The organism is Bacillus sp. AK25 (assembly GCF_048270685.1).
GTDB classification, from domain to species: domain Bacteria; phylum Bacillota; class Bacilli; order Bacillales; family Bacillaceae; genus Bacillus; species Bacillus altitudinis.
The window spans coordinates 1,185,672-1,208,315 of sequence record NZ_JBLUWC010000001.1 but is presented as its reverse complement, the minus strand read 5'-3'; the positions used below and the strand labels follow the sequence as shown (position 1 = coordinate 1,208,315).

23 protein-coding genes are annotated in these 22,644 nt (G+C 42.3%); 4 read left to right on the top strand and 19 right to left on the bottom strand.

Annotated elements, in window-relative coordinates; translation table 11 throughout:
- Positions 1-23: 23 nt before the first annotated feature.
- On the bottom strand, positions 24-974 hold the full coding sequence (locus ACNO7B_RS06225) for a ring-cleaving dioxygenase (protein WP_025207212.1): 951 nt from the start codon (positions 972-974) through the stop codon (positions 24-26).
- 329 nt (positions 975-1,303) lie between these two features.
- Between ACNO7B_RS06225 and ACNO7B_RS06220 the strand changes: the two genes are divergently transcribed.
- Positions 1,304-2,629 (top strand): APC family permease, encoded by a 1,326-nt coding sequence (locus ACNO7B_RS06220; protein WP_035392321.1) that lies wholly within the window; start codon positions 1,304-1,306, stop codon positions 2,627-2,629.
- A gap of 13 nt (positions 2,630-2,642) precedes the next feature.
- Here ACNO7B_RS06220 and ACNO7B_RS06215 read toward each other — a convergent pair whose 3' ends face one another.
- The 18 genes from ACNO7B_RS06215 to ggt form a co-directional block, all read right to left on the bottom strand.
- Positions 2,643-2,972, bottom strand: a complete 330-nt coding sequence (locus ACNO7B_RS06215; protein ID WP_024719605.1) for a hypothetical protein — start codon at positions 2,970-2,972, stop codon at positions 2,643-2,645.
- 63 nt (positions 2,973-3,035) lie between these two features.
- Positions 3,036-3,992, bottom strand: a complete 957-nt coding sequence (locus ACNO7B_RS06210) for a sugar-binding transcriptional regulator (protein WP_007498849.1) — start codon at positions 3,990-3,992, stop codon at positions 3,036-3,038.
- A gap of 93 nt (positions 3,993-4,085) precedes the next feature.
- Positions 4,086-4,871 carry an SDR family NAD(P)-dependent oxidoreductase gene (locus ACNO7B_RS06205; protein WP_193804325.1) on the bottom strand — a complete coding sequence of 262 codons (786 nt, stop codon included), beginning with the start codon at positions 4,869-4,871 and terminating at the stop codon, positions 4,086-4,088.
- Positions 4,849-5,544 carry an SDR family NAD(P)-dependent oxidoreductase gene (locus ACNO7B_RS06200; protein ID WP_417901307.1) on the bottom strand — a complete coding sequence of 232 codons (696 nt, stop codon included), beginning with the start codon at positions 5,542-5,544 and terminating at the stop codon, positions 4,849-4,851. The genes ACNO7B_RS06205 and ACNO7B_RS06200 overlap by 23 nt, the downstream gene beginning before the upstream one ends.
- A gap of 31 nt (positions 5,545-5,575) precedes the next feature.
- Positions 5,576-6,958, bottom strand: a complete 1,383-nt coding sequence (gene lpdA, locus ACNO7B_RS06195; protein ID WP_250026558.1) for a dihydrolipoyl dehydrogenase — start codon at positions 6,956-6,958, stop codon at positions 5,576-5,578.
- Positions 6,959-6,970: 12 nt separating this feature from the next.
- Positions 6,971-8,293, bottom strand: coding sequence for a dihydrolipoamide acetyltransferase family protein (locus ACNO7B_RS06190; RefSeq protein ID WP_268357730.1), 1,323 nt, complete (start codon positions 8,291-8,293; stop codon positions 6,971-6,973).
- Positions 8,294-8,311: 18 nt separating this feature from the next.
- Positions 8,312-9,292 (bottom strand): alpha-ketoacid dehydrogenase subunit beta, encoded by a 981-nt coding sequence (locus tag ACNO7B_RS06185; protein WP_026050078.1) that lies wholly within the window; start codon positions 9,290-9,292, stop codon positions 8,312-8,314.
- Positions 9,293-9,323: 31 nt separating this feature from the next.
- A complete protein-coding gene (pdhA, locus tag ACNO7B_RS06180; RefSeq protein ID WP_041092295.1) occupies positions 9,324-10,307 on the bottom strand; it encodes a pyruvate dehydrogenase (acetyl-transferring) E1 component subunit alpha in 984 nt (327 codons plus the stop codon).
- Positions 10,308-10,487: 180 nt separating this feature from the next.
- Entirely contained in the window at positions 10,488-11,519 is a 1,032-nt protein-coding gene (locus tag ACNO7B_RS06175) for an alcohol dehydrogenase catalytic domain-containing protein (protein WP_017367078.1), read from the bottom strand.
- Positions 11,516-11,962, bottom strand: coding sequence for a hypothetical protein (locus tag ACNO7B_RS06170; protein WP_008346260.1), 447 nt, complete (start codon positions 11,960-11,962; stop codon positions 11,516-11,518). The genes ACNO7B_RS06175 and ACNO7B_RS06170 overlap by 4 nt, the downstream gene beginning before the upstream one ends.
- Positions 11,963-12,024: 62 nt before the next feature.
- Positions 12,025-12,303: a PTS sugar transporter subunit IIB gene (locus ACNO7B_RS06165; protein ID WP_008346262.1), complete on the bottom strand. Its 279-nt coding sequence runs from the start codon at positions 12,301-12,303 to the stop codon at positions 12,025-12,027.
- Positions 12,304-12,322: 19 nt separating this feature from the next.
- On the bottom strand, positions 12,323-13,696 hold the full coding sequence (locus tag ACNO7B_RS06160; RefSeq protein WP_007498866.1) for a PTS galactitol transporter subunit IIC: 1,374 nt from the start codon (positions 13,694-13,696) through the stop codon (positions 12,323-12,325).
- 50 nt (positions 13,697-13,746) lie between these two features.
- Positions 13,747-14,214 carry a PTS sugar transporter subunit IIA gene (locus ACNO7B_RS06155; RefSeq protein WP_017359150.1) on the bottom strand — a complete coding sequence of 156 codons (468 nt, stop codon included), beginning with the start codon at positions 14,212-14,214 and terminating at the stop codon, positions 13,747-13,749.
- A 241-nt stretch (positions 14,215-14,455) separates the two neighbouring features.
- A complete protein-coding gene (locus ACNO7B_RS06150; protein WP_175415455.1) occupies positions 14,456-15,187 on the bottom strand; it encodes a sulfate/molybdate ABC transporter ATP-binding protein in 732 nt (243 codons plus the stop codon).
- A 15-nt stretch (positions 15,188-15,202) separates the two neighbouring features.
- Positions 15,203-16,072 (bottom strand): sulfate ABC transporter permease subunit CysW, encoded by an 870-nt coding sequence (gene cysW, locus ACNO7B_RS06145; RefSeq protein ID WP_138826840.1) that lies wholly within the window; start codon positions 16,070-16,072, stop codon positions 15,203-15,205.
- A gap of 5 nt (positions 16,073-16,077) precedes the next feature.
- A complete protein-coding gene (cysT, locus tag ACNO7B_RS06140; protein WP_417901306.1) occupies positions 16,078-16,923 on the bottom strand; it encodes a sulfate ABC transporter permease subunit CysT in 846 nt (281 codons plus the stop codon).
- An 11-nt stretch (positions 16,924-16,934) separates the two neighbouring features.
- Positions 16,935-17,966, bottom strand: coding sequence for a sulfate ABC transporter substrate-binding protein (locus ACNO7B_RS06135; RefSeq protein ID WP_025207202.1), 1,032 nt, complete (start codon positions 17,964-17,966; stop codon positions 16,935-16,937).
- Between the two features lie 262 nt (positions 17,967-18,228).
- The gene (gene ggt, locus ACNO7B_RS06130) at positions 18,229-19,983 is read right to left on the bottom strand and encodes a gamma-glutamyltransferase (RefSeq protein WP_017359155.1); all 1,755 of its coding nucleotides are present in this window, start codon (positions 19,981-19,983) and stop codon (positions 18,229-18,231) included.
- A gap of 227 nt (positions 19,984-20,210) precedes the next feature.
- On the opposite strand from ggt, the gene ACNO7B_RS06125 reads away from it, so the two are divergent.
- The 3 genes from ACNO7B_RS06125 to ACNO7B_RS06115 all read left to right on the top strand — a co-directional run bounded on the left by ACNO7B_RS06125 (position 20,211) and on the right by ACNO7B_RS06115 (position 22,507).
- Positions 20,211-20,669 carry an ASCH domain-containing protein gene (locus tag ACNO7B_RS06125; RefSeq protein WP_035392337.1) on the top strand — a complete coding sequence of 153 codons (459 nt, stop codon included), beginning with the start codon at positions 20,211-20,213 and terminating at the stop codon, positions 20,667-20,669.
- A gap of 206 nt (positions 20,670-20,875) precedes the next feature.
- Positions 20,876-21,493, top strand: a complete 618-nt coding sequence (locus ACNO7B_RS06120) for a DUF47 domain-containing protein (RefSeq protein WP_017359157.1) — start codon at positions 20,876-20,878, stop codon at positions 21,491-21,493.
- 15 nt (positions 21,494-21,508) lie between these two features.
- On the top strand, positions 21,509-22,507 hold the full coding sequence (locus ACNO7B_RS06115; RefSeq protein WP_017359158.1) for an inorganic phosphate transporter: 999 nt from the start codon (positions 21,509-21,511) through the stop codon (positions 22,505-22,507).
- Positions 22,508-22,644 lie beyond the last annotated feature (137 nt).

Below are 22,644 nucleotides of genomic sequence, written 5' to 3'. Positions count from 1 at the left end.
TTTATGAGCTGCTTTTTTCATGTTCACTTGATTGGGACTAATCTTTGTTCAATTTCTGCTCGTTTGTGCTCTAAAAATGGTGGAAGTGCTAATTGATCACCAAGCTCATCCACGCTTTCATCCACTGTAAATCCCGGACCGTCTGTTGAGATTTCAAACAAAATGCCGTTTGGCTCTCTAAAATATAGGGCTTTAAAATAAAAACGTTCTACAACACCAGAGTTGGTGAAACCGGCTTTGGCTATTTTATCATGCCATTTTTCAAGCTCTTCTGCGTCCGCTACACGAAAGGCTACGTGATGAACACTCCCTCTGCCAGATCGCTCAGCAGGTCCTTCTGCTTTTTCAATGACATGAATCTCTGTTCCAGCTCCGCCCTGTCCTGATTCAAAAATCGTCACGATTTCCCCATCATTTGATTGTTCACGTGCTTTTTCTGTGAAACCAAGAATGCTCGTTAACACACTGATCGTTTTATCTGCTTCTGCGACTGTTAATTCTACTGGTCCCAAACCTCTGATCGCAAAATCAGCAGGAATCTCATCATGCACTGGCGGCTTCGCTCCATCTTGCACGCTTGGTTCTACAGTCAAAAACAGCTGCTGTCCTTCTGGATCTGTAAATTTCAAGGCAGGTCTGCCGCCTCTTAAAGAAGCTGTTTCTTTCTTTACACCTTTTTCTTCAAAGCGCTTTTCCCAAAAGGTGAGTGCCTCCTCTGAAGTGACAATCAAACCTGTGCGTGAGATCGCATTTGTTCCGTCCAGCCGGCGGGCGAGCATCGGTATTTCAAAAAACGTCAGCTCTGTACCAGGTGAGGCGACCTCATCTCCATAAAATAGATGATACATCGATGGATCATCTTGATTGACTGTTTTTTTCACCAGTTTTAAGCCAAGGATTTGGCGGTAGAAATCAACGTTTTTCTGAGCATTTGCTGTTAGTGCTGATACGTGGTGAATCCCATTTATTTTCATTGTGTTCACTCCTATTATAAAATATCTCGAATTCAAGATAATATCCTTATGAATAAAATAGGTCATTTTAGAAGAAAAGTCAACCATTCGGCTGCATCTTTATTGGATGTTCGGCTTTCACCTATTAAATTAACATTAAATCGAAAATATTATTATATTGTTCGTTTTTAAGATAACATTCATCCTAATATCTCCAATAAACGAACACTTTTAAATACAAATACGAAAATCAGAAAATTTTTTTAATTCTTGTTTTCCTAAAATCGTATTACAATGAACAAAATACATGTCACAGTAACGTACGAAAGTGATGCAGGAGGTCGTGTGTAATGAACAAAGAACAACCAGCGTTAAAACAAGACATCGGCTTATTTTTTGCCCTATCTCTTGTCATCGGAACAATTATTGGATCGGGCGTTTTTATGAAGCCTGGCAACGTCCTTTCTTATTCAGGAAGCTCAGGCATCGCCTTATTCGCATGGCTGTTAGGCGGGATCTTAACCCTTGCAGGCGGACTCACAGTCGCTGAAATTGGTACACAAATCCCGCGTACTGGCGGTTTATATGCCTATCTTGAAGAAGTATACGGTGAATTTTGGGGCTACTTATGTGGCTGGGTGCAAATTATTATTTACGGACCAGCGATTATTGGTGCTCTTGGTCTTTATTTTGGTTCATTATTAGCTAATTTATTTTCTCTTTCATCTATATGGGCTACAACCATTGGCATTATCACCGTTCTTTTTTTATGTGTGATCAACATCATGGGAACGAAATACGGTGGTTTTGTCCAAGGACTGACCACGATCGGAAAGCTTGTTCCAATTGCAGCAATTATTGTGTTTGGCTTATGGAAAGGAAATGAACATATTTTCACAGCCGTCAATGAGAGTATCGCTCAGATGAACTTCGGTGCAGCAATTTTGGCAACATTATTCGCCTATGATGGCTGGATTTTGCTTGCAGCGCTTGGTGGTGAAATGAAAAATCCAGAGAAACTGCTTCCTCGCGCGATGGCAGGAGGTATTTTAATTGTCACAGCATGTTATCTCTTTATTAACATCGCCCTTTTGCATGTGTTACCAGCTGATCAAATCGTTCAACTAGGTGAAAATGCCACAAGCACAGCTGCTACAATGCTCTTTGGTCCCATTGGCGGTAAAATTATTAGTATCGGAATCATCATTAGTATCTTTGGCTGTTTGAATGGAAAGGTTCTTTCGTTCCCGCGTGTCATTTTTGCAATGGCAGAACGAAAACAAATTCCGTTTGCCAAAGCCATTTCACGCATTCATCCTACTTTTCAAACACCTTGGATCGCTGTATTTGTACAGATTTTGATTGCCATTGTGTTTATGATCGTCAGTAATCCTGAGAAGCTGTCAGAGGTTTCGATTTTCATGATTTACATCTTTTATGTGATGGCCTTTTTCGCTGTCTTTAAGCTAAGAAAACAAAACAAGGGAATGAAGCGCACTTATAGCGTACCACTTTACCCGCTCACACCGATCATTGCGATTATCGGCTCTTTCTTTGTCTTAATCAGCACCATGATCACCGATTGGCAAAGCTGCCTGATCTCCATGCTGATCGGCATTGCCGGACTGCCGATTTATTACTACATGAAAAAAACACAAAATAAAGCAGAGCGCTAAGACAGCCTCTGCTTTATTTTTTATATTGCTTAATGACCTTATAAGATTCGTTTAAATATCTCATCAGCCGGTATGGCTTACTTAAAACCCGGATGGGGAGTCTTGAAATAAATCCATTCAGATTCGCCTTATACTCCTGCGTCATCCGCTTCGGCTTTGTCGCAATTTTTTCATATACTTCTTTGTAAAATTCCTTCATGATGTCGACTTGCACACTGATCTTCTGATGACACTCTGTACACTCAACGCTTTTCATCTGATCATTCACATAAACGATGCTGTGGAGGGTCTCTTCTTGGCACCGAGTACAGTGTAGGTTTGCTTCCATTTCGGTTTGCTTCAAGATACACAGCTCCTTTCTCGTTTGATGTTGCTCTTTTTATACAATACGATGGCTGTCAGCTGTTTATTGGACAGATGCTTCCTTTAAAATAGCTGCCGCAGTCAATTCATCGGTGACGAGCACCTGAATAAAGCCGCCGTTTAAGGCCCCTAAAATACTTTCAGCCTTATGGGTTCCTTCCACAACTGCGATGACTTTTTTCACGCTCTTTAATTGTTCTAACGATAATCCAATCACCTTTTGGTTCAGCTCATCTTGGACTGGTTTCCCTTCCCCGTCAAAGAAACGAAAACCAATATCACCAACAGCTCCTGATTGCCTTAAACCAGACAAATCTTCTTCTTTTAAATAACCGACTGTTTTCAATGTAGAGCCTTTATGCGGATTCCCAATACCAATCAGGGCAATATCAACATTTCTGCCTTCTTCAAGCACAGCTTCTATGTCCTGCATCGCCATCAGCCGCTCTTTTAATTCTTCTGTTTCTAAAATCGCAGGTGCATATAAATAGGAGCACGTACCATTCATCTTCTTTGCCAGCTCATATGCCAGCTGATTCGCGTGAATGTCGACTGCCTGCCTGCCCATTCCGCCCTCTAAAGGAATGACTTTGACATCGTTTCTTCGCTCAAATGGATATTCCTTCACGAGCTCGGCAAGTGTGGTTCCCCATGAAATACCGATTTTCTCAGCGCCTTTCATGTTTTTAGAAAGATAATAGGCGCCCGCTTGACCAACTGCCCGTTTGACCATCTCAGACATTGTCCCGACACTTGGGACAACGACAGCATCCGTTAATTGAAAAGTCGTTTCCAGCTGCTTTTCAAGTTCCACTGTATGAATACTTTCGTCTTTAATGTACACTTCAACGATTCCCACATCTTTTGCTTTTTGTAAGAGCTTTGAAATGACTGGTCTTGAGACATTGAGCTTTTTTGCAATCTCCTGCTGCGTCCACCCGTCTGTATAATAAAGATGAGCAACCTTGACGAGCTGTCGTCTTTCTTCCCAATTCAGCATGTGACATCATCCTTTTAATATACTATGATTACCAGTATACCAAACATTCGTTTCTAATTGGAACAATTGTTATGAAAATGACAAAAAGAGCGATTAACGCTCCGCTCTTTTTCCCTCGCTATATTTAGGCTGATACGTTCTCCCGCCGTCTAATAAGAGTATCTGTCCGTGCAAATAGCTTCCCTCGTCACTTGCGAGAAATAAAGTGACTCCAGCAATATCTTCTGGTTTTCCTAATCTCCCGATAGGAATAAGTGATCGAAGCTGACTTTTCTCAAGCTCAGTCGGATAGAGCGTATCAAGCATCTGAGATTCAATGACGCGTGGTGCAATGACATTGATGCGGACATGATGGGAACCCAATTCCTTTACAAGCGAACGCATGAGACCAAATGCCCCGGCTTTTGACGCGTAATACTGGATGCCGCCGCCAGAGCCTGTTATCGCAGATCCTGATCCAATAATGACGACGCTGCCTTCTTTCCGCTCACATAGATAGGGTGCTAATGCTTTGATGCAATAGAAAAGACCATATAGATTCACAGCCAGTGTTTTTTTCCAAAGTGAAAAATCAACTTCTAAAAAAGGAAGGGATTTCGTCATTCCTGCTGAATAGACAAGATGCCCAATGCCGCCCAGCTCCCTTTCAGCTGCTGACGCCATCTGCTGAACACTTTCCCACGATGAAACGTCAGCTTGGAACGTCAGCAGCTGAGGATGCTGTTGTTTTAAAAGCGAAAGTCCCTGTTCATCTATATCTGACACAGCTACACGATGCCCTTCTTTTAAAAAACGCTGAGCAATTTCTTTGCCGATTCCTTGGGCGCCACCTACGATGAGAACTGGTTTTTGTTGATTAGCCAGCGCTCTCACCCCCATCGAGCATAATCGCTGCTCCATCTGTAAATGCACCGTACGATGTACTTAAGAAAACCGTCATATGAGCCACCGTCTCCTTGATTTGCTCTTTGTCAGGAAGCAAATGGAGAGGCGGCGGAAGTAGTGCCAATACCCGGATGCCTTTGTCTTTAAATTCGCGCGCTAATCCTTTTGTCATGGCATTCAACATACTATTTGATGTAGCATGTGAGATCCCGCCATCACCTGTTATGCTGCCTGATGAGGAAATATTAATGATGCAGCCCTTCTTCTGATCCACCATATGCCACACTGCGGCTTGACTGGAAAGAAAGACTGTATTTACGGACCTTTCCACTTCATCGACCCATATCTCAGGACTTACGTCATCAATCTCCCCATCTGCTGTTTGCTCGGCTTGATTGACTAAAATATCAAGTTTGCCGCATGTATCGATGACTTGTCTTAGCATCAGCGTGGCATCACGCGGTGTCACAAGCGGATTGATGACAACAGTCGATTGGCCGCCTAATTTTTCAATGTCTTCGCTTATCGACTTTGCTTTTGATTCATCACGAAAAGCGTGTATGAAAACATGTGCACCTGCCCGGGCCAAAGCCAGGCAGATGGCTTCTCCAAATCCATCTGTGCTATCTGTCACAAGTGCCACTTTCTGATGAAGCTGGACGTGCACACGGATCTCCTCCCTATCCCTTGTTTGGCATTTATTTTCTCAGCTTACTCACAATATCAAGAGCTGCTTCATAAAAGCCTTCTGAGATGGTTGGATGCGGGTGAATCATTTTGGCCATCTCTTCAGCTGTTCCTTCTAAATACATAAATGAGGAAGCCTCTGATATCATCTCCGTTACATGCGGACCAACCATTGTAGCGCCAATGACTTCACCATAAACGGTATCGTACACGAGTTTAATAAAACCTGTTTGAACACCTGCTGCCAACGCTTTTCCGCTTGCAGCTAAATCAAATCGCTCTGCCCGCACGTTCAGCCCTTTCGCTTTCGCCTCTTTCTCAGTCAACCCAACACTCGCTACCTCTGGCAATGTATAAATACATCTAGGAACGATGTCGTGATTCATTCTTTCAGGCTCGCCGCATATATTGCTAACTGCAACGGCTGCCTCTGCCATCGCCGCATGAGCGAGCTGATAGCCGCCGGCTACATCGCCAATTGCATATATACCTTCAGCACTTGTCTTCATCTCGTCGTTTACTTTAATAAAAGGGCCATCCAGCTGAAGATCCAGCTGACTGACAGCAGATACATTTGGTCTTCTTCCGACACAAACTAACAGTCTTTCAGCCGTAAAGATGTGCGTCTCTCCTTTATCGTCTGTCGCATGAATCGCTTTGACTCCTTCGCTTTCTGTTACCTCTGTCACCGTCGTTTTCTTTGCGATATGGATGCCTTTTTTCTTCAATTCTTTTTCTAGTAATTTCGACGCTTCTTCATCTTCCTGCGGAATAATCGACGGAGCGGCTTCTATAATGGTGACTTTTGATTGGAGACTCTGGAAGATACAGGCCAGCTCAAGACCAATTACACCCCCGCCAATAATGACGACAGATGCAGGAATATCTGGGATGTCAAAGATCGTATCACTTGTGTCAAATTGAATCTCTTTGAGCCCTGGAATAGGCGGAATAGCAGGTGATGAGCCAGTGGCAATGATCAGCTCTTTTGTTTCAATCGTTTCTGACCCATCTTGTTTTTCAATGTCAATGCGATTTTTTGTGACAGCTGTGCCTCTGCCGTTATATACATCAATCTTTCCTTGCTTTAATAAAAAGGCGATTCCGCCCCTGAGTTTTTCGATGACATCATCTTTACGTTTTCTCATTTTATCGAAGGAAAGAACCATCTCACCTGTTTCGATTCCCCAGCTTTTTGCTTTCTCAATGGATTCAATGACTTCTGCATGTTTGAGCAGTGTCTTTGAAGGGATACAGCCTCGATTTAAACAAGTCCCCCCTAGAAAATCCTCTTCAATCAATGCAACCTTGTGTCCACGTTCAGCGGCTTGAAGGGCGGCAGTGTATCCGCCAGGCCCTCCGCCAATGACTGTCAGATCATACGTTTTTGTCATCCGATTCATCTCCTACATTAGCAATTCAAATGGTTGTTCAAGCACTTTTTTAAGGTCTGTTAAAAAGGCCGCTGCTGGTGCACCATCTACCACTCGATGATCAAATGATAAGCTGACACCCATCATTGGCCGCACCTGAATTTCTCCATCGATCACTACAGGTTTTTCTTGAATGCGTCCAACACCTAAAATCGCCACTTCCGGCTGATTAATAATTGGGGTAAACGTATCAATGGCATACATCCCTAAGTTACTAATGGTAAATGTAGACCCTTTCAACTGGTCTGGCAGCAGCTTTTGATCGCGTGCATTTCGACCAATTTCTTTTGCTTCTTTTGTGAGCTGTTTCAGCCCTTTTTGATTTGCATGAGAGATGACCGGAACCATTAAGCCGTCTTTCACAGCAACCGCAAGACCAATGTGCACATCCTCATGGAAATGGAGCTCATTTTGTTCAAACGTCATATTGATTTGCGGATGGCGCGTGAGGACACTGCTGACCGCATGGATGATGATTTCTGTAAACGACAATCTGTAGCCTATCTCTTTTTCAATCGCTGGGAGCAGCTGTTTGCGCACTTCTTTTGCTTTTGTCATATCAATTTCACTTGTTAATGTGACGTGCGGTGCTGTAAAGGCACTTTGTGACATGCGATCTGCGATCACTTTTCTCATCCCGGCTAGTTTTTGTGTTCTCACTGGAGCAGCTTCTGCCTTTTGTGCGCCTGCTGCTGTCACATCACTCTTCATGATTTTGCCGTGAGCGCCAGAACCAGCAACATTCGCTAAGTCGATTCCTTCACGAGCAGCCACTTTTCCTGCAAGTGGTGATACGCGCTGGCCTTCCTCGTTCGTATGAAGGGCCGCTTCGACATCCCGTTTTTGAATTCTGCCTTTTGGTCCTGTACCAGATACTTCGTGAATGGCAACTTGGTGATCTTTTGCCGTTTTTCTCGCTGCAGGTGTTGCGCGTACTTTCTCACTCACCGTTGGTTCAACGTCAGTCGAAACAGATGGTTCAGATGGTGATGACGTTCCGCTGTCTTCAGAAGATGCTTCATCTGACTGCGCTGGCGGCTCGCTCGGTACCTGCTCATTTGCCTCTCCGATATATCCAATGACAGCATTGACTGGAATCTGATCATCTGCTTCGTAATATTTCTTTAGAAAAACGCCATCATCATAGGCTTCAACCTCGATATTGATTTTGTCTGTCATAATCTCAAATAGAGGCTCACCGATTTCAACCGAATCTCCTTCTTCTTTAAACCATTGAAGCAAGGTACCGATCTCCATCGTACTGCTTAGCTTCGGCATAAATATCTCTTTTGGCATGATCTTCTCCCCCTTTACTTAAGAGCGCACGAGCTCTTTTGCTGCTTCAATAATATCTGGCACTTGTGGAATGACTGCTTTTTCCAGCGTTGGGTTGTACGGTATTGGGACGGCAAGACCGCCAAGTCGTTTAATAGGTGCATCTAAATAGTCGAAGGCTTCACTTTCCGCTATCATACTCGCAATCTCTCCGCCGTAGCCGCCTCGTTTCACTGCCTCATGCACAACGATACATTTGCCTGTTTTTTTCACAGATTCAATAATGGTTTCTTCATCTAATGGGACGAGCGTTCTCGGATCAATGATCTCGACATCGATTCCTTCCGCTTCTAGTTCCTTCGCTGCTTCGAGCGCTTTGTGCACCATAATGGCTGTTGCGACAATTGTGACGTCCTTTCCGCTTCTCTTCACATCCGCTTTCCCTAAAGGAATCGAGTACTGCTCTTCTGGTACTTCACCAATTGTTTTATATAAAAGCTTGTGTTCATAGAAAATGACAGGGTTGTCATCATCCATTGCTGCTTTTAAAAGTCCTTTTGCATCATAAGCTGTTGAAGGCTGAACCACCTTTAGTCCAGGAATATGAGCCATCCACGCTTCTAAGCTTTGGGAGTGCTGCGCTGCGGCACCTGTCCCGGAACCTGCTGGTGTTCTGACAACAAGCGGCACTTTCCCTTTTCCGCCAAACATGTAACGTGTTTTCGCTGCTTGGTTTACAAGCTGATCCATTGCAATTGTAATAAAGTCAGAGAATTGTAGTTCTAAAATCGGACGCATCCCTGTCAAAGCCGCTCCGACTGCGCCTCCTGCGATGGCAGCCTCTGAAATCGGCGTATTGCGGACGCGTTCTGGACCGAATTCCTCGATCATCCCGCGCGTGACACCAAATGCGCCACCGTATACGCCGATATCTTCACCTAAAATGAAGACATCTTGATTTTTTCTCATTTCCTGACTCATTGCTTCTCGAACGGCTTCTAAATATGAAATCTCTCTCACTGTCGTGTTTGTCACGTGATTCCCCTCCTAATTAGGCGTATACATCCTCTAATAGTGTGTCAATTGATGGTTCTTTACTATTTTTCGCAAATTCAACAGATGCCTCGATCTCTTGCTTCGCTTCTTCTTGTAAACGAGCAGCCTGTTCTTCTGTCAGAACATCTAGCTCCATTAAGAGTGACTTAAAGCGTTTAATTCCGTCTTTTTGTCTCCATTCTGTCTCTTCTTCACGTGTACGGTATTTTTTCGCATCACTCTTTGAGTGACCCTTCCAGCGATACGTTTTCATTTCAATGAGTGATGGCCCTTCTCCAGCTCTTGCACGGCTTACCGCTTCATCTACTGTATTCATGATTTCAACCATGTCATTTCCATCAACTGTTTTCCCTGGCATTCCGTAGCTTTTGGCTCTCGTTGAGATGTCTTCAATGTTGATCATTTCTTTCACAGGACCAGACATGCCGTATTGGTTGTTTTCACAAATAAACACAACAGGTAAATCCCAAATGGAAGCAAGATTCAGCGCTTCATGGAAGCTGCCTTCATTTGTAGCGCCGTCTCCGAAGAAACAAAGGACCACAAAGCCTTCCTTTTTCATCTTGGACGTGAGCGCCGCACCAGTTGCAAGCGGAATACCGCCGCCAACAATTCCATTTGCCCCAAGGTTTCCTTTTTCTAAGTCGGCAATATGCATGGAACCGCCTTTTCCTTTGCAGTAACCTGTTTCACGTCCGAATAGTTCAGCCATCATTTTATTGACCTCTGCACCTTTTGCAATACAGTGACCATGTCCGCGGTGTGTACTGACAATCTTATCTTCATCCTTTAACACAGCAATAGACCCAACAGCCGATGCTTCCTGTCCAACACATAAATGGGTCGTTCCATGGATTAATCCTTTAGCAAAGAATTGATCGACCTTTTCATCAAAATATCTTACTAACCACATTTGTTTATATAAATCTGCTAATTTCTCATGACTAATCTGTTCAGGCAAAGTGATTTGTTTTTGCATTTCTTCTCTCCCCTTTACATTTGTTCTTATGTGTTACATTTGTAATTATCATACGTTTAACTCTCATTGAAGTCAAGTATTTCCGTTTATTTTTTAAGCGTTTTCATCTTTTTTCAGAAAAAAAGAGAAAGGCAAAGCCCTTTTCCAAAGACCTTCTCTTTCTCTCCATCTCGTACATTCTCATTCATCTGGATACATCATGATTTTGACGCTTTCACCTTCTGGATGCCTAGCGCATTCTATCGCCTGACGAAGCTGACTTAATGGATATCGATGCGTCACCATTTTTTCTGTATGAACGACCTTTGCTTTTAAGAGCTCTAGCGCTTCACGATAATGGTATGGATGCGAGGAATAAGCTCCGACTACTTTTACTTCATCATGGAAAAAACGTTCTGCTGGAATGGAGACATCCCCTTTCGGAAAGTGAGCAAAGACCAAAATCGTTCCGCCTCTTGCAACAGCTTGAAATGCTTCTTTTAAAAGCGCACTGCTCCCCACAGAAATAATGACAAGGTCCGCTCCCTTTCCATCTGTTTCTTTCATGACGCGGTTTTCTACTGGCTCAGATGCTGGATGAAAAGCGACGTCCGCCCCAAGATTTCTTGCTTGAAGGAGCCTGTTCTCATTTACGTCTGTGATCATCACTTTTCCAGCCAAATAATATTTGGCAAGCTGTAATTGAATGCAGCCAATTTGCCCCGCTCCAAGAATCAAGACCGAATCTCCAGGATGAACGGGCGCCCTTTCAAAGCCGTGAAGACAGCAGGCAACCGGTTCGACCATCGCTCCTTGTTCATATGAGACGTCATGTGGGAGCTTGCCCATTGTATGCTTCACATGTAAAGCAGGAACACGAATATATTCCGAAAAACCGCCCGGCTCTACATTTGTGGCTGCAAATTGCGGGCACATTGTATAAAATCCTCTTTGACAAAAGTCACAAGTGAAACAAGGGACATGATGCGCTACATACACCCTGTCTCCCGTTTGAACATGTGTGACGTGACGGCCTGTTTCGATAATGTCACCAGCGATTTCATGCCCTAGCACTGTGCCAGGAGGTACCGTCTCATGTGTTGCTTTATAAATATCCGTCCCGCATAAGCCGCAGGCACGCATTTTTAATAATACTTCATCATCACCAATGGCTGGCCGCTTCCGCTCCTCGTAACGAATGTCCTCTGAAGAATAAAAGACAGCTGATTTCATTTAGCCGCATCCTCCTTTTCATCACATGTCGCAAGACTCTGCAAGGATTGAACGAGCTGCTTGTACTCACTCATCTCACTTGAAATCCAGTAGCGTCCGCCAAATATTCGCGCAGGTCCCACTCTGACATATACTTTCCCGATATGAGGATATGGTTTTAAAAACAATTTTCCTTTAATATCGGACACGGCATATGTGTGCCACCTGCCAAAAGCACCTATTTTCAGCTCATCTTCACTAATCATGATATTCGTTGGCTGATTCAGGCCAGTGATGCTAGAAAGCATAAGGATAGGCAGCGTATAGACACCTAACACAGCTAATGGCTCAGGTCCTGCCGACATCAACGTATAAAGAGACCAGAGAAAAAACACACATATTAACAAGGCCGGAAGGAAAATAGAAAACATGGCAGACGTTCGGCTATAAGCATGCTGCTGCATGAGAGCTCCTCCTTTCAAATGACATGGAAGGAGCTTTCGCAGCTCCTCCACGCAACCATCGTTCACTTAATATGATCGATAATTTTTTCAATATCCTCTTCAATGCCAAATCCCGTTAAAAAAGACAACGTTTGAATCACAGGCGTTCCTTTTGTATCACTAACAGGCGTTGTCGTCACAATTAAATCAGCACCCTCCGCTTTCTGCGGAACCTCAGATGCCTTACACTGTTCAACGATGACATCGTATCCTTTTTCCTTTAATGTCTCTTCTACCTTTTTTGCTACAACCGTTGACGTAGCAACTGCCGTTCCACAAGATACTAATATTTTTTTTGCCATGAGAATCCCTCCAGCTCATTTATTGATCTTTCTGATCTAAGCCCATTTCTTTTGCATACTGCTTTTTAATATCATTTCGCACCCAGTACCAAAGAAGCGCATATGCCAGTGCACAGACAATCGCTGCAATGAAGTAAGGGTTGCTCGGATCAAGAAGTCTCACCATGATCCAAGGAATGACGTGTGAACCAAGATCAATACCAGAGATCATATTTGCCCCTTCTGGGAAGTCGAAACCAACTGCTTTTCCCATTGTTGTGGCGAGTGGTGCAAGGTTCGTTGCAATGAAGAAAACAATCATTAAAGTAAAAATACTGTTAATGAGGCCGCGAATAATATTCCCACGAGCGGCAGCTACTGCCCATACCACTGTAAATGGCAGAACCGATAAGTCTGCAAACGGCAGCATACCATTGTAGGGAAGAACGACAGCGAGCAAAATGGTGATTGGCACCATCAAAAGGGCTACAGCCATATTCGCTGGATGACCAATGACAATCGCTGTATCCAAACCAATATAGACATTTTTTCCAGGGAAACGCTTTTGAATATAAGAACGAGCACCCTCAGAGATTGGAATAAGTCCTTCCATTAATAAAGCAACCATTCTTGGCATTAACACAAGCACTGCAGCCATTTGAATTCCAAGGGTCATGACACCTTTTGCATCATAGCCACCAAGAAGACCAATAATGATACCAAGTATAAGACCCATTACAAGCGGTTCACCAAAGATGCCAAAACGTTTTTTCAAAGTTTCTGGATCCGCATGAATTTTGTTTAAACCAGGGATTTTATCAATCACGCGGTTTGACGCATACATGAGCGGAGCGAAGTTGACCGTTTCAGCATGAGCCATCGATACGCCTTTTAATCCGAAATGGTGTTCAATCGTCGGTGCCGTCCAATCGGCGAGTTTTAGTGTAATCGCAGAAACGATTAAACCAACGGCAAGAGCTAAGAACATATTATGATAAGCGTAGTAAGTAACAGAAGCAGCGAAAATCAAATGCCAGAAATTCCAAATATCCACATTCAATGTTTTCGTAAAGTTAACAGACAGCAAAATGACATTTAACAAGAGCACAAGAGGAATCATCAAAGGGGCAACAGGTGTACCAAATGAAATGGCGGCTCCAATCGGCCAGCCGACATCTAAAATATCAAGCTTTAATCCAAGGGAATTGACCATGGCTTTGGCTGCTGGTCCAAGACCGCTTACAAGTAAATTAATGACAAGATTGACCCCGACAAATCCAATTCCGATCGTAATACCTGCACGGAAGGATTTTTTAAATCCTTGCCTTAAAATCATACCGAATAACGTCATAATAATTGGGAGCATAATTGTTGGCCCTAAGTCTAAGATGAAATCGACGGCTTGCTTGATCATACATCCACCTCCTGATTTTAGATAAAGCGCTTACATTATGTCGTGAATAACTATTGGTTTAATTCTTTTTGAAGTACATCAACAGCTTCTTCATACGATGTCATCTGAGATAAACTTGTCATTACTTCTTCTTTTCTGAAAAGCGTCATCAGTTTCTCTAACATCACGAGCTGCTTACTAGGTTCAGAGATTGCCAGAACGAACACAATTTTGGCTTGAACTGTCTCATGAGGGCTTCCCATCTTATGAAAAATAACAGGTTCCTTTAATGTCGCTACACTGATCGCCGGTTTGTTTACATGTTCAGGATCTGTATGGGGAATGGCTACCCCAAAGGTCGCAAGAGGTAGACCGGTCGGATATGTTTTTTCTCTTTCAAGCACTGCTGGTAAAAAGCTCGATTTAATATAACCTCCAGTTTCTAACCTTTCTGCTAAATAGGCAGTCACCTCCTCACTTGAAGATGCTTCGTATTGCAGCTCAATCAGCTGTTGATCTAACTCAAACAAGCTGTTCAAACAACCACCCCTTTCATTTGGTATAAATATGAACACATGTAACAAAAAGAATGAACATTTTAAAATAGAACCTTTTGTAAAGCGCTTACAAATAGATGTTTTATAAAATGTTCAATGCTGTTACCTTTGTAAAGATATTATAATATTCAAAATTATAAGTCAATGTTCCTAGGAAACTTTTTATAAAAAAAAGATGCAACTTTTTGCCGCATCTCTTTCATTACATCACATCAACTTCTTGTTAAATATGGCTTCCTATATCTAAAAATTCAGCTACAAAAAGGTTGTCTGTCTGCTCTGTCATTTCTTTTTTTGTGCCGATTTTTTCGATTCTGCCCTCATTCATCACCACAACACGATCAGCGATATCAAACGCTTCTTCTTGATCATGCGTCACAAAGATGGTCGTCATTTGAAATTCTTGATGAACTTTTTTCAGCCAATGTCTTAATTCTTTTCTCACCTTTGAATCTAGTGCACCAAAAGGTTCATCTAAGAGAAGAGCTTTCGGTTTAACGGCTAGAGCACGTGCAAGTGCTACACGCTGCTTTTGTCCACCTGACAGCTGCTCTGGATAACGGTGAGCATACTGCGTTAATTGAACGACTTTCAGCAGCTCATGCACCCGCTCTTTGATGTCTTTTTTAGGCAGCCTTTCTCCTCTAGGTTTCATCTTCAATCCAAAAGCCACATTATCAAATACCGTCATATTTCGAAAAAGCGCATATTGCTGAAAGACAAAACCAATTTGCCGTTTTCGCACTGGGATGTGAGTATAATCCTGTTCTCCAAATAAGATTTGTCCTGCATTCGCATCATCAAGCCCTGCAATAATTCTTAATAAAGTCGTCTTACCTGATCCAGATGGTCCTAGTAAGGATATTAATTCCCCATTTCCGATCGTCAAATCCACGCTTTGCAAGACCCTCGTCTGCCCAAATTGCTTTGATATTTGTTTTGCTGTAATCCCCAAGGCTGATCCCTCCATTTATTTTGAACGTTTGCCAAGCCTGTGATCTCTCTGCTGAATGATCTGCTTGATGATTAATGTGATGACCGCAACAAACGCCATGAGAGAGGCCACGGCAAAAGCCGCTTGGAATTGATACTCGTTGTATAGAATTTCTATATGAAGTGGCATCGTATTCGTCATTCCGCGGATATGACCGGATACAACCGACACTGCACCAAATTCACCAATTGCCCTAGCCCCTGCTAAAATAGCGCCGTAAAAAAGGGCCCATTTTATATTTGGAAGTGTCACAAGGAAAAAGGTCTTCCACCCACTGGCACCAAGCGTAAGCGATGCTTCTTCCTCATGAATGCCTTCATTTTGCATAAACGGAATTAATTCTCTCGCAACAAAAGGAAATGTCACAAAGATGGTCGCAAGAATCATCCCCGGTACAGAGTAAATCACTTTCCATCCATTTGCTAAAAGCCACGGTCCTAAAAGTCCATTTGAACCAAATAAAAGTACAAATACAAGTCCTGCAATGACAGGTGACACCGCAAACGGAAGATCAATGACAGTCGTTAACAAACGTTTTCCCGGGAAATGAAATTTTGTGAATAGCCAAGCAGCACTGATCCCAAAAATCATTTGAAGCGGCAATGTGATCATCACAATGAAAACAGTCAATTTAATTGCCGCAAGCGTGTCTGGATGTGAGATGGCAAGAAGATAAGAACTCCATCCTTTCTCAAAAGCCTTTGAAAACACAGCAATCAACGGCATAAGTAAAAACAAAATCAAAAAAGCATACACCACACTAATCAACATACGCTTCACCGCTTTTGATTCCGTCACAGGACTCCTGTACTTGATGCGGTGCTCTTTAAGAAGCTCTCTTTCCAATCGTCTCACCTCACTTCCACTTGTTTTTTACGCTCGACAAACCACTGCAATCCGTGAATCAATAACAAAATGACAAATGATAAGAGCAGCATGAAACAGGCAATGGCTGCGGCACCTTGATAATCATACTGTTCAAGCTTAGACATGATCATCAGTGGTGTAATCTCTGTTTTAAACGGAATATTTCCCGCTATAAACACAACGGAGCCATATTCACCGAGTGCTCTTGCAAATGCAAGAGAAAATCCAGTCATTACCGCTGGAAACAAGGCAGGCAGCAGTACATGAAAAAAGGTCTGTTTTCTTGTAGCACCAAGTATAGCTGCGGCCTCTTCCACTTCCTGCTCAAGCCCCTCAATGACCGGTTGAACCGTTCTTATGACAAATGGAATGCCAATAAAAATCAGTGCCAAAATAATCCCGAGCGGGGTGTATGCCACCTTCACATGCAAAAATTGCCCAATCCACCCATTCGGAGAATAAAGAGTCGTCAAAGCGATGCCAGCCACTGCCGTTGGAAGAGCAAACGGCAAATCGATGAGGGCATTCAGGATGTTCTTTCCTGGAAACGAGTACCGCGTGAGAACCCATGCGATCAGTACACCGAAACCTGCATTGATGAGCGCAGCTGCTAAAGATGTCGTAACCGTAAGCTGCAGCGACTTTAGCACCCTCGCATCACTAAAGACATTCCAAATTCCTTCTGCTCCTAATGAAGCCGTCCAAATAAATACCATAGATAAAGGAATCACGACAATCGCACTGACATAAACAAGTGTCACTCCGAGACTCAGCCCGAATCCAGGCAATACACGTTTTCTTTTATTGGCGGCAGTATAGCCTTTCTTCATCACGTCGCCCCCTATTTTTGTCCGCTATATATTTGATCAAATAATCCACCATCATCAAAAAATCTTTTCTGCGCCTTTCGCCATCCGCCAAATGCCTGATCAATGGTCACCATATCAATCTCTTTAAATTGATCTTTATATTTGTTTAGCACTTCTTGATTTCTTGGTCGATAATAGTTTTTAGCCGCAATTTCCTGTCCTTTTTTAGAATACAAATAATCTAAATAAGCCTTTGCCACTTTCTCTGTTCCTTTTCGTTTCACATTTTGGTCGACAACGGCAACGGGCGGCTCTGCTAAAATACTAATGGAGGGACTGACAATCTCAAATTTGTCTTTGCCTAATTCATGCAGTGTTAAATAGGCTTCATTTTCCCAAGCAATTAACACGTCACCAAGACCGCGCTCGACAAAAGTTGTTGTGGCGCCACGAGCACCTGAATCGAGTACCTCAACATGCTCATATAACTTTTTTACAAAATCCTTCGTTTTTTCTTCATCCCCATGAAAGGTTTTATCGGCATATGCCCATGCGGCTAAATAATTCCATCTTGCACCGCCTGACGTTTTTGGATTTGGTGTGATGATAGATACACCTGGCTGAAGCAAGTCATCCCAGTCTTTAATATTTTTGGGGTTCCCTTTCTTCACAAGAAACACAATCGTAGACGTGTAAGGTGTGGACTGATTCGGAAATTCTTTTTGCCAATCCTTTGAAAGTAGCCCTCGATCTGCAATGGCATCAATGTCGTACCCAAGAGCAAGTGTAGCCACGTCTGCTTCGAGTCCATCAATAATCGATCTCCCCTGCTTACCCGACCCTCCATGAGACTGCTGTATCGTCACATCTTCACCGGTTTTGTCTTTCCAATAAGTCTGGAAGGCTTGATTGTATTCCTGATACAATTCACGGGTAGGATCGTATGACACATTCAACAGCTCAACCTTTCCATTTTGATTTGAGGCTTCATTCGCATTTGAGCATGCGGCACTTGTGATGATGAAAAGTGTCATCGCAATAGACATCCATATCCAATTTTTCATGTTATCCGCTCCCTTTCACATTGAATAGTCACACCAACCTTGCCGTTTTCAGTTCTATACGCAAAAAAGGCCCTCAGCGATTGAAGTACAAAAAAGTCCTGTACGTCAATGCCAAGAGCCTTCGGTTGTCCGATCAGCTATGTATGATTGATGTTAGTCTATATATTATTCAAACTATTCACAGGTGTCAACTGTGTTTTTATTTTAATGAAAACTAAAAAGAAACGCCTTCTTGATGAGGCGCTTCTTTTCCCGGGAAATGCTATTGATCTGCAGCTACTTTTAGATTGACACCAACAGCAGTTCCATTTCTCGTAGAATCAGCTACTCCAGTGAATGTCCCTGCTTTTCGATCAATCAGTAAAGCTTGCACATTCCCTATATCAATAGGGGAACTGCCAAACTGGTGACCCATATCATTTAACTTTGTTCTTACATCTAGAGGGACACCTACTTCATAACGATACGAAGTTAAGCTGTTTGTGTAGATTCTTGGCTCTTCTACTGCATCCTGAAGCTCCATGTCATATTCAAGTAAATTGAGAATCGTCTGTGAAACAGAAGCAATGATCGTCGTTCCACCAGGAGACCCAACAGTCATGACAGGCTCTCCATCTTTAAAAATGATCGTCGGGGTCATGCTTGATAACGGACGTTTATTGGGCTGGACTTCATTTGCCCCGCCAGGTCTTGCATCAAAATCAGTCAGTTCATTATTTAAGAAAAATCCATACTCTGGAACAAGAATCCCTGTACCAAATAATTGTTCAATGGTAGTGGTGAATGACACAACATTTCCCCACTGATCTGCAACAGTAAAATGGGTCGTCTCACCAATGGTTTTATCTTCTGGCTGAGGAACAATTGGGGATGGATTTTTTTCATCCTCATATGCCCAAGGATCTCCTTCTTTCGGGCTGCGATTCATTTGATCTAATTGAATGAGAGAGGCTCTTTCTGAAATGTAATCATCGTCTAGTAGTCCTTTTAGTGGAACATCTACGAATTCGGGGTCGCCGGCATATGCGGCTCTGTCAGCATAGGAGAGGTGCATTGTTTCAGCAAGTAGCTGATATTTTTCGAATGATTTGGGGTCATACTGAGACAGGTTAAAATGGTCAAGTATTTTGAGAATTTGTAGCATAAACACCCCGCCTGAGCTTGGTGGAGGCATGCTTGCAAGCTGATATCCTTTATAGTCTCCCCAGATTGGCTTGTCAGTCTTGACTTCATAACGTTTGATATCTTTTGAAGTCATCGTCCCGCCAAAATCTTGAACTGTATTTGCAAGTGCCTTTGCTACTTTTCCTTCATAAAACGCTTTGCTTCCTTTTTTCGCAATGAGTTTAAATGTTTTTGCAAGACCTGGCTGGACAAGCAGATCTCCTTCTTCGAGCGGCTGATCATTTGGAAGAAAAATTGGCGCTGCGGCCGTTTTTTTCAATTTTCCTTGATGATCATCAATCGCTTTTGCCAAGACAGAATCAATTTCAAAACCATCTTCTGCAAGTTGAATGGAGGGCTCAATCAATTCCTTCATAGAACGAGTACCCCACTTATCTAATGCAGCTTCAAGACCTTTTACAGTCCCTGGAACACCTACCGCATTTCCATGTGTAGATCGCTCAGCAAACGGAATCACTTTTCCATCATCTGTTAAAAACATGTCAGGTGTTGCGCCCTGTGGTGCTCGCTCTCTGCTATTGATGATGGATGTTTCCTTTGTCTTCCCATCATAAACCATCATAAATCCGCCGCCGCCAATTCCAGACATCATTGGCTCTGTTACATTAAGTGCGTACTGAATGGCAACAGCAGCATCCACTGCGTTCCCACCTTTTTTCAATACGTCAGCACCAATCTCCGATGCAAGCGGATGTGCAGTAGCCACCATACCATCTTTGCCAACAGCTACTTTATTCCCATGAGTTTCGTTTGCAGTGACTTGGCTGACCGGCAGGAAAAACGAGAAAACAAACAGACATATGGACAAAACAGTTAGAGAAATGCGTTTCATGAACAACACCCCTTCCATATTCTTACTTTGACCTTACCGACTTCTTGACCAGAATACAATAGATTATTCTAAAATTTCAAAATTTTTCATTCTATCATCCTATATCTGCCAAACAAAACACATGTTTTCAAAACATATGACATGCACAGTTTGTAGTAATAAAGACATACGATTTCCAAGTTTGAAACTTCACGATATAATAAACTCATAACAAAGGGGGAAAAAGGATGAACCACAAAAGCACTTTATTTTGGGAATCTTATTGGGAGGAAAAATCAGAAAAAACTCCTGATCACGCCTCTGTTTCTGCTTGGGCATTTGGCGCAGATCCAGATCACTTGCTTGACCTTGTACAACAAGGGAAAAAAACAGCCACTTGTTCTGGATACCTTTTTTACGAAAAAGAACAAGAGCCTCTTCCAAAACCCGGTCAATATGCGGTCATTTTGGACAGCAGGGAGGAACCAAAAGCCATTATAGAGATCACACAAGTAGATATCATGCCAATGAATGAGGTTCCTGAATCATTTGCAAAAGCAGAAGGTGAAGGCGATCTTTCATATGACTATTGGTACAAAGAACATGAAGAATTTTTCACAGAAGCCCTTAAGCCGTACGGATTAACATTTAAGGAAGATATGCTTCTTGTTTGTGAGCGGTTTAAGCTTGTTTATTCAGCTTCTTAACGTTTAAGCGGTGCCAAAAATGGTCCGCTTTTTTGCTTTCTTTTCCCCTTTCTGAAAAAGGTGAGTTGAGATCACATCTTTAGGTCAGAATAAGATCAAATAGAAAAAGTGAAGAAATTTTCGACTACACCTGTTTTTTTTCGACAAAAGAATATATAATTATTTGATGTGTGCATTGTCTCATTTATACAATGGAGGGTTTTTACATGTTAAAAAGGAAAAAAGACAAGTTTTCCGTCTTGTTAACGGAAATTGCTAAAAATTTAGATGAAACTGCTGAGTATTTTGTTAGCTATAAAGTAACAAATCAAACCACTCTGAAAGAATTTTCTGACACATTGAAGGAATATGAGACAAAAGGTGATAATCATGTTCATACCATGATTAAAGAGCTGAACAAAGCCTTTATTACACCGATTGAACGTGAAGACATTCTTCAATTGACGAATAGCCTCGACGATGTTTTAGACGGCATTGAGCATTTTTCAGCAACTTTAGAAATTTATTCAATTACAAGCTCTGACGAACATATCGACAAATTCAGCCACTACATCAGAGAATGTGCGAAAGAAATTTTAACGACTATTGAATTACTGGCTGATAATCGCTTGAAAGATATTCATCCGCACGCAATCAAAATTAAAGAGATTGAGCATAATTGTGACAATCTTCACCGCAAATCACTAAAGAACTTGTTTGGAAAAGAAACAGATCCAATTAAGGTCATTCAATACAAAGAAATTTACGAAACACTTGAAGAAATCGCAGATTCCTGTCAAAGTGTTGCCAACAATCTAGAAACAATCATTATGAAGAATGCGTAACGGGGTTAGTTAAACATGGATACATTACTCATCCTTACCATACTTATTGTCATTTGTGCACTTGCTTTTGATTTCATTAACGGATTCCACGATACAGCAAATGCCATTGCTACTTCTGTTTCAACAAAGGCGTTAAAGCCTAGACATGCTATTATTATGGCAGCGTTTATGAACTTCTTAGGAGCAATGACATTTACAGGTGTGGCAAAGTCCATTACAAAAGACATCGCAGATCCTTTTACACTTCAAAACGGATCTGTCGTCATTTTGGCTGCTTTAATTGCAGCGATAACTTGGAACTTGCTTACTTGGTATTACGGGATTCCGAGTAGTTCTTCACACGCACTGATCGGATCAATTGCAGGAGCTGTTATTGCCTCTGCTGGTTTTGGCGCTTTAAACTATTCGGGATTCATTAAAATCATTCAAGCACTTTTGCTTTCACCTATCCTGGCTTTTGTTTTAGGATATATCGTGTATACCATTATCAAAATTATATTCCGAAATAACAATCTCGCAAAAACAAATAAACAATTCCGACGTGTTCAAATTTTAACGGCTGCACTGCAATCGTATACCCACGGAACAAACGATGCGCAAAAAGCGATGGGAATTATTACGATGGCTTTAATTGCAGGTAATTTGCATACAACAGACGACATTCCTTTCTGGGTACAATTCTCTTGTGCGCTTGCAATGGGACTAGGTACGTCTATTGGCGGCTGGAAGATTATTAAAACAGTCGGCGGTAAAATCATGAAGATTCGTCCAGTAAACGGAGTATCTGCAGACTTAACGGGTGCAGCTATTATCTTCGGTGCAACATTTATTCACTTACCGGTTAGTACCACTCACGTGATCTCATCTTCTATTCTAGGTGTAGGATCTGCACATAGAGTAAAAGGAGTCAACTGGGGTACGGCAAAACGTATGCTTGTCACTTGGGTGATCACATTACCGATTTCGGGAACTCTAGGGGCACTTATATACTTTGTGTTAAATGCGATTCTCTAATATCAAAGACCTGTCTAACAGGTCTTTTTTTATTTGTTTGCATTCTTAAATGCTCTTTTTCTGCAAGCCATTTTTTCATGAAGCAGGGTTTCCAATCATATCCATAGAAATAAATAAGTATCCATCTGTCTATGGGA

What these genes read in the sequence shown, in the direction of transcription:
- ACNO7B_RS06165 (WP_008346262.1), bottom strand. Translation starts at nt 12,303, where the DNA reads ATGGCAAAAAAAATATTAGTATCTTGTGGAACGGCAGTTGCTACGTCA.
- pdhA (WP_041092295.1), bottom strand. Translation starts at nt 10,307, where the DNA reads ATGCAAAAACAAATCACTTTGCCTGAACAGATTAGTCATGAGAAATTA.
- lpdA (WP_250026558.1), bottom strand. Translation starts at nt 6,958, where the DNA reads ATGACAAAAACGTATGATCTGACAGTCATTGGCGGAGGGCCTGGCGGA.
- ACNO7B_RS06120 (WP_017359157.1), top strand. Translation starts at nt 20,876, where the DNA reads ATGTTAAAAAGGAAAAAAGACAAGTTTTCCGTCTTGTTAACGGAAATT.
- cysT (WP_417901306.1), bottom strand. Translation starts at nt 16,923, where the DNA reads ATGAAGAAAGGCTATACTGCCGCCAATAAAAGAAAACGTGTATTGCCT.
- ACNO7B_RS06205 (WP_193804325.1), bottom strand. Translation starts at nt 4,871, where the DNA reads ATGGGGGTGAGAGCGCTGGCTAATCAACAAAAACCAGTTCTCATCGTA.
- ggt (WP_017359155.1), bottom strand. Translation starts at nt 19,983, where the DNA reads ATGAAACGCATTTCTCTAACTGTTTTGTCCATATGTCTGTTTGTTTTC.
- ACNO7B_RS06135 (WP_025207202.1), bottom strand. Translation starts at nt 17,966, where the DNA reads ATGAAAAATTGGATATGGATGTCTATTGCGATGACACTTTTCATCATC.
- ACNO7B_RS06160 (WP_007498866.1), bottom strand. Translation starts at nt 13,696, where the DNA reads ATGATCAAGCAAGCCGTCGATTTCATCTTAGACTTAGGGCCAACAATT.
- ACNO7B_RS06190 (WP_268357730.1), bottom strand. Translation starts at nt 8,293, where the DNA reads ATGCCAAAAGAGATATTTATGCCGAAGCTAAGCAGTACGATGGAGATC.
- ACNO7B_RS06115 (WP_017359158.1), top strand. Translation starts at nt 21,509, where the DNA reads ATGGATACATTACTCATCCTTACCATACTTATTGTCATTTGTGCACTT.
- ACNO7B_RS06210 (WP_007498849.1), bottom strand. Translation starts at nt 3,992, where the DNA reads ATGCTGAATTGGGAAGAAAGACGACAGCTCGTCAAGGTTGCTCATCTT.
- ACNO7B_RS06225 (WP_025207212.1), bottom strand. Translation starts at nt 974, where the DNA reads ATGAAAATAAATGGGATTCACCACGTATCAGCACTAACAGCAAATGCT.
- ACNO7B_RS06125 (WP_035392337.1), top strand. Translation starts at nt 20,211, where the DNA reads ATGAACCACAAAAGCACTTTATTTTGGGAATCTTATTGGGAGGAAAAA.
- ACNO7B_RS06175 (WP_017367078.1), bottom strand. Translation starts at nt 11,519, where the DNA reads ATGAAATCAGCTGTCTTTTATTCTTCAGAGGACATTCGTTACGAGGAG.
- ACNO7B_RS06220 (WP_035392321.1), top strand. Translation starts at nt 1,304, where the DNA reads ATGAACAAAGAACAACCAGCGTTAAAACAAGACATCGGCTTATTTTTT.
- ACNO7B_RS06170 (WP_008346260.1), bottom strand. Translation starts at nt 11,962, where the DNA reads ATGCAGCAGCATGCTTATAGCCGAACGTCTGCCATGTTTTCTATTTTC.